The sequence below is a fragment of the Hoeflea sp. genome (assembly GCF_039975035.1).
Lineage (GTDB): Bacteria > Pseudomonadota > Alphaproteobacteria > Rhizobiales > Rhizobiaceae > Hoeflea.
Map to the genome: position 1 here is coordinate 1 of NZ_JBDWHW010000057.1, position 5,320 is coordinate 5,320.

Consider the following 5,320-nt stretch of genomic DNA (forward strand, 5'->3'; position numbering starts at 1 on the left):
GGCGCGGACGCATCCGTTTCTGAGCAAGAATGCACCGGAGATTGTCTATCACGGCTTTCACGCCGAGGGGTACGCGCTGTCGCAGGACACCTCCGCCGGGGCCGCGCAGGCGATCTCGGCACTGGAAAGCGCGCACACCGCGGTCACTGGCGCTGCGCTCGACCGGATCGCCATCACCGCCACCACCGACGCCCGCTTCTTCGGCCTCTATGCCGATACACCCGCGCTGGTGTATGGTCCCCGCGCCGAAGCCATTCACGGATTCAATGAACGGGTGGAGCTCGAATCAGTACGGCGGGTGACCCAGGCCACGGCCTTGTTCATAGCCGGCTGGTGCGGTCTGGAAAAAGTCTGAAAAGGAAAATGCCCATGCGTGACGCCGTCATTGTCTCCACCGCCCGCACCCCGATTGGCAAGGCCTATCGGGGCGCTTTCAACATCACGCAGGGACCGGTGATGATGGCCCATGCGATCCGGGCCGCAGTGTCGCGCGCCGGGCTTGAAGGCGGGGAGATCGAGGATTTCACCATGGGCTCGGCGCTCACCCAGGGCACCACCGGCGTCAATGCCGCGCGCCACGCGGTGATCGCGGCAGGCCTGCCCGACACGGTCGCCGGCGCCACCATCGACCGGCAATGCGCCTCGGGCCTGTCGGCCATTGCCAATGCCGCCTATCAGGTGATGCATGACGGTGTCGACATCGCCATGGCGGGCGGTGTGGAGAGCATTTCGCTGGTGCAGAACGAGCACTGGAACAAGCACAGCTACCGGATCGCCTCGGTTCCCGACAGCTATTACATGAGCATGCTCGACACCGCTGAAGTGGTGGCCGCGCGCTATGACGTCAGCCGCGAGGCGCAGGATCTCTATTCCTTCGAAAGTCAGCAACGCACGGCGGCGGCCCAGGCCGCAGGCCGGTTTGACGCCGAAATCGTCGCCATGGATACGGTCAAGTCGGTAACCGACAAGGCCAGCGGCGAGGTCTGGGAGCAGGCGGTCACGCTTTCCAATGACGAATGCAACCGTCCGGGCACCACGCTCGAGGGGCTGCAGGGGCTGGCACCGGTGATGGGCGAGGGCAAGGTGGTCACCGCCGGCAACGCCAGCCAGTTGTCCGACGGCGCCTCGGCGCTGATCGTCATGTCCGGCGAGGAGGCTGCCCGGCGCAACCTGTCGCCACTCGGGATCTTCCGCGGCATGGCGGTCGCCGGCTGCGCGCCCGAGGAAATGGGCATCGGCCCGGTGTTCGCGATTCCGCGCCTGCTTGCCCGGCACGGGCTGAAAATTGATGACATCGACCTGTGGGAAATCAATGAGGCGTTCGCCTCGCAACTTCTGTATTGCCGCGACAAGCTTGGCATCGATCCGGAAAAACTCAATGTCAATGGCGGGGCGATTTCCATCGGCCACCCCTACGGCATGAGCGGCGCCCGCATGGCCGGCCACGCCCTCATCGAGGGCCGCAGGCGCGGCTCTAAACTCGCCGTCGTCAGCATGTGCGTCGGCGGCGGCATGGGGGCGGCCGGGCTGTTCGAGATCTGCTGATGAGCTGAGACGGTGCCTGCGGTCGCTTGAAGCGGTTCAGCGCCCGCCGGCCCGTCTGGCATCGCCCAGCATGGTCAGTACAGCGGCCTTGACCTCTTCATCCTGCGCCAGCACCGCCTGGCTCAGCCTGTGCAGCCGCTCGCGGGTGGCGTGCAACTGGTCGATGAGATCGAGCACCACCGGCAGCGTCTCCTCCTCGACATCCATGTCGTAGCGCAGGCTGCAGATCAGCCGCACCCGCGCAAACTGGATGTCGGTGAGGCGAGGTGCACCGTGGTCCTGTTCGGCTTCGATCAGTGCCTCATGGATCCAGCGTTCCAGATCCGCGCGATTGAGTTCGGGGACCAGCGAGATGATCTCTTCAAGGTTTTTCATGACAGCATCTCCTTGCGGGGATTTTGTGCGTGCCGGGGGTTCCAGCTTTCAAGGAAAGCCGAAAGCTCCGGCTCCTCCTGATCGGGCAGGACCACCTTGAGCGCGACGTAGAGATGGCCTTTCTGACCGGTCTTGGCGTTCTTGATGCCGCGATCCTTCAGGCGCAGCTTGGTGCCGGTGTTGGAGCCTTTCGGTACCGTCAAGCTGACAGGTCCGGTCAGGGTGGGAACCTCGATCCTGGCGCCGAGAACAGCTTCTTTCAGCGTGACCGGCACTTCGAGGTGCACATTGTCGTCCTTGCGCACAAAATGCGCGTCGGGTTGGATATGCAGTTCGATATAGGCGTCGCCCGCCGGTCCGCCGCCGAACCCGGGGCCACCCTGACCCTTCAGCCGCAAGGTCTGCCGGTCTTCCGCCCCTTCGGGAATGGTGACGTTGAGCGTCTTGCCATCGGGCAGTTGCAGCTTTTCGACCGCGCCTGTGGCGGCATGCAGGAACGGTACCCGCAGCGTGTAAGTGACGTCCTGGCCGCGGGCTTTCATCGACGAACGCCTGCCGCCGGGACCGCCGGCGCCCATGCCCGCTCCCATGCCGGCGCCGCCAAAGGCGCGGCTGAGAAAGTCCTCGAGATCCTCATTGCTGGCAAATCCATCCTGCCGGGCATGGCCGCCCGAAGCGGATGCTCCTGCGTAATCCCGGTAATATTGCTGCTGTTGCTTTTCCGCGCCCGAGGCGTCGATTTCGCCGGCGTCGAACCGCCGCCGCCGTTCCTTGTCCTTGAGAAATTCATGGGCGCCGGAGACGTCCTTGAACCTGGCTTCAGCGGACTTGTCGTCGGGATGCAGGTCGGGGTGATATTTCTTGGCAAGCTTCTTGAAAGCGGTCTTGATTTCCTGATCGCTCGCCGTCTTTTTTACGCCGAGGATCTCGTAGGGGTTTTTCATTCAGTTCGCTCCGGCATTTGGCATGTAAGTGTCAAATCGTGGCATGGCTACCAGCATGCTCGCAAGCGCCACGAATTCCGAACCTTTATATGGGAGTTGCCTGGCGAATTTGCATTGCGCTTGATCAAATTTCGACCGAAGAGCGCATTTCAAGGGAGTTTTCGTGGTGTTTCGCTCCGGTTCTGGCCCCGGGCCTTGGCAATCGGGCAGGCCACCAGCGGGATGGGACCTTGCTGAAAATCAATGGCCCGTCTTGCGGCGGGCCATTGATGTCATGCCGATGGGGTTGGAGGTCAGGCTTCAGCAGACGGCTTTGCCTGATCCGGCCTGGACTTGCGACGCCGGGTGACGAGTACGAAGAACAGCGGCACGAACAGAATGCCGAGAACCGTGCCGGAAATGGTTCCGCCAAGCACGCTGGTGCCGATGGCGTTGCGGCCACCGGACCCGGCGCCGGTAGAGATAACCAGCGGCAACACGCCGAGCGAGAACGCCATCGAGGTCATGATGATCGGACGGAAGCGCTGGCGCGCCGCTTCGCGGATTGCGTCGAGCAATGGGACTCCTGCCTCGTAACGTTCGCGGGCGAACTCCACGATCAGGATGGCGTTCTTGCCGGTCAATCCCACCACTGTGAGCAGCCCCACCTGGAAGAACACGCCGTTCTGGTAGCCGCCGTAAAGGGTCCACAGCACCGCGCCGAGGACGCCGACCGGCATGACCAGCATGACGGCGAACGGGATCGACCAGCTTTCATACAAAGCCGCAAGACACAGGAATACGGCCGCAAGCGACAGCGCATAAAGCAGCGGCGCCTGGTTGCCCGATTCGCGTTCTTCCAGGGACAGACCGGTCCAGGATACGCCGTAACCGGGCAGCTGTGAGGCCAGCCGCTCGATTTCGTTCATGGCTTCGCCGGTGGTCACGCCCGGTGCCGGAGATCCCTGGATCTGCATGGCGCTGACTGCATTGTAGCGGTTGATGCCCTGCGGGCCGAAGGTCCAGCTGCCTTCGGCGAAGTTGGCGAAGGGGACCAGCCCGCCACTGGAATTGCGCACCTTCCATTTGGAAATGTCGGAGGGCAGGGCGCGGGCATCGGCTTCGCCCTGAATGTAGACGCGCTTGATCCGGTCGCGGTCGATGAAGTCGTTGACATAGGTGCCGGCCCAGGCGACCTGCAGCAATTGTGCGACGTTGGAGGCGGAGACGCCCATTGCACCGGCAGCACGCCAGTCGATATCGAGATGATACTGGGCTGCATCCTCGAGCCCGGACGGACGGGCCGAGGCGACGAGCGGGCTTTGTGCTGCCATGCCGAGCAACTGGTTGCGCGCCGCAAGCAAGGCTTCGTGCGACTGGCCGTCACGCGCCTCGAGATAGAAATCGAAGCCGCTCATGATGCCGAGTTCGGGAACAGATGGCGGCACGATCGGAAACACCATGGCGTCCTTGATGCCCATGAACGCAGGGAAGGCGCGGCCGGCAATCGCCTGGGCGCTCTGTCCCGGGGATTGCCGTTCCGACCAGTCCTTCAGCCGGATGAAGGCGAGCCCCATGTTCTGGCCCTGACCGGAGAACGAGAAGCCGACAACGCCGAACATGCTGTCGACGGTGTCCTTCTCATTCTCCATGAAATGCTTTTCCACCTGTTCAAGCACCTTCTGGGTGCGCTCGGCGGTGGCGCCGGTCGGCGCCTGGATCAGCGCCAGAAGGATGCCCTGGTCTTCGTCGGGCAGGAAGCCGGTCGGTGTCTGCACGAAACTCCAGGCGACAAGGCCCACGAGCGCGAGGTAGATCAAGCCGATGCGCAGCGGGCGGCGAACGATCCAGCCGACGGTGCTGCCATAGCCGTTGCTGATGCGGTCGAAGGCGCGGTTGAACCAGCCGGCCGGGCCGCGTTTGGCATGGTGCGCCGCCTTGGAGGTGAGCAATGTGGCGCACAGTGCCGGTGTGAGCGTCAGTGCGACGAGGACGGAGAGGCCCATGGCCGAGACGATGGTGATCGCAAATTGCTGGTAAATGACCCCGGTCGATCCGCCGAAGAAGGCCATCGGCACGAACACGGCCGAGAGCACCAGCGCGATCCCGATCAGGGCGCTGGTGATCTGGCCCATCGATTTGCGCGTCGCCTCAACCGGACTGAGCCCCTCTTCCTCCATGATCCGCTCGACGTTTTCCACAACAACGATGGCGTCGTCGACCAGAAGGCCGATGGCCAGCACCATGGCAAGCATGGTCAGCGTGTTGATGGAAAATCCGGCTGCGGCAAGAATGCCGAAGGTGCCGAGCAGCACCACCGGAACGGCAAGTGTGGGAATGAGGGTGGCGCGGAAGTTCTGCAGGAACACCAGCATCACCAGGAAGACAAGCCCGATGGCTTCTGCGAGCGTCTTGACCACTTCCTCGATCGAGATTTCGACGAAGGGTGTGGTGTCATAGGGAATGACGTAGCTGAC

Annotated in this window: 5 protein-coding genes; 2 read left to right on the forward strand and 3 right to left on the reverse strand. The window is 63.2% G+C overall.

Annotation, left to right across the window (positions count from 1 at the left end):
* A partial coding sequence (locus ABJN75_RS04485; RefSeq protein WP_348437262.1) for a M20/M25/M40 family metallo-hydrolase occupies positions 1-355 on the forward strand: 355 nt, incomplete at its 5' end.
* A gap of 14 nt (positions 356-369) precedes the next feature.
* Complete coding sequence (locus tag ABJN75_RS04490) at positions 370-1,545, forward strand: acetyl-CoA C-acyltransferase (protein WP_348437264.1); 1,176 nt, start codon at positions 370-372, stop codon at positions 1,543-1,545.
* Between the two features lie 36 nt (positions 1,546-1,581).
* Here ABJN75_RS04490 and ABJN75_RS04495 read toward each other — a convergent pair whose 3' ends face one another.
* The 3 genes from ABJN75_RS04495 to ABJN75_RS04505 form a co-directional block, all read right to left on the reverse strand.
* Positions 1,582-1,920: a hypothetical protein gene (locus ABJN75_RS04495; RefSeq protein ID WP_348437266.1), complete on the reverse strand. Its 339-nt coding sequence runs from the start codon at positions 1,918-1,920 to the stop codon at positions 1,582-1,584.
* On the reverse strand, positions 1,917-2,864 hold the full coding sequence (locus ABJN75_RS04500) for a DnaJ C-terminal domain-containing protein (protein WP_348437268.1): 948 nt from the start codon (positions 2,862-2,864) through the stop codon (positions 1,917-1,919). Before ABJN75_RS04500 ends, ABJN75_RS04495 begins: the two co-directional genes overlap by 4 nt.
* 293 nt (positions 2,865-3,157) lie before the next feature.
* On the reverse strand, positions 3,158-5,320 hold a 2,163-nt coding region (locus ABJN75_RS04505), incomplete at its 5' end, for an efflux RND transporter permease subunit (RefSeq protein ID WP_348437270.1).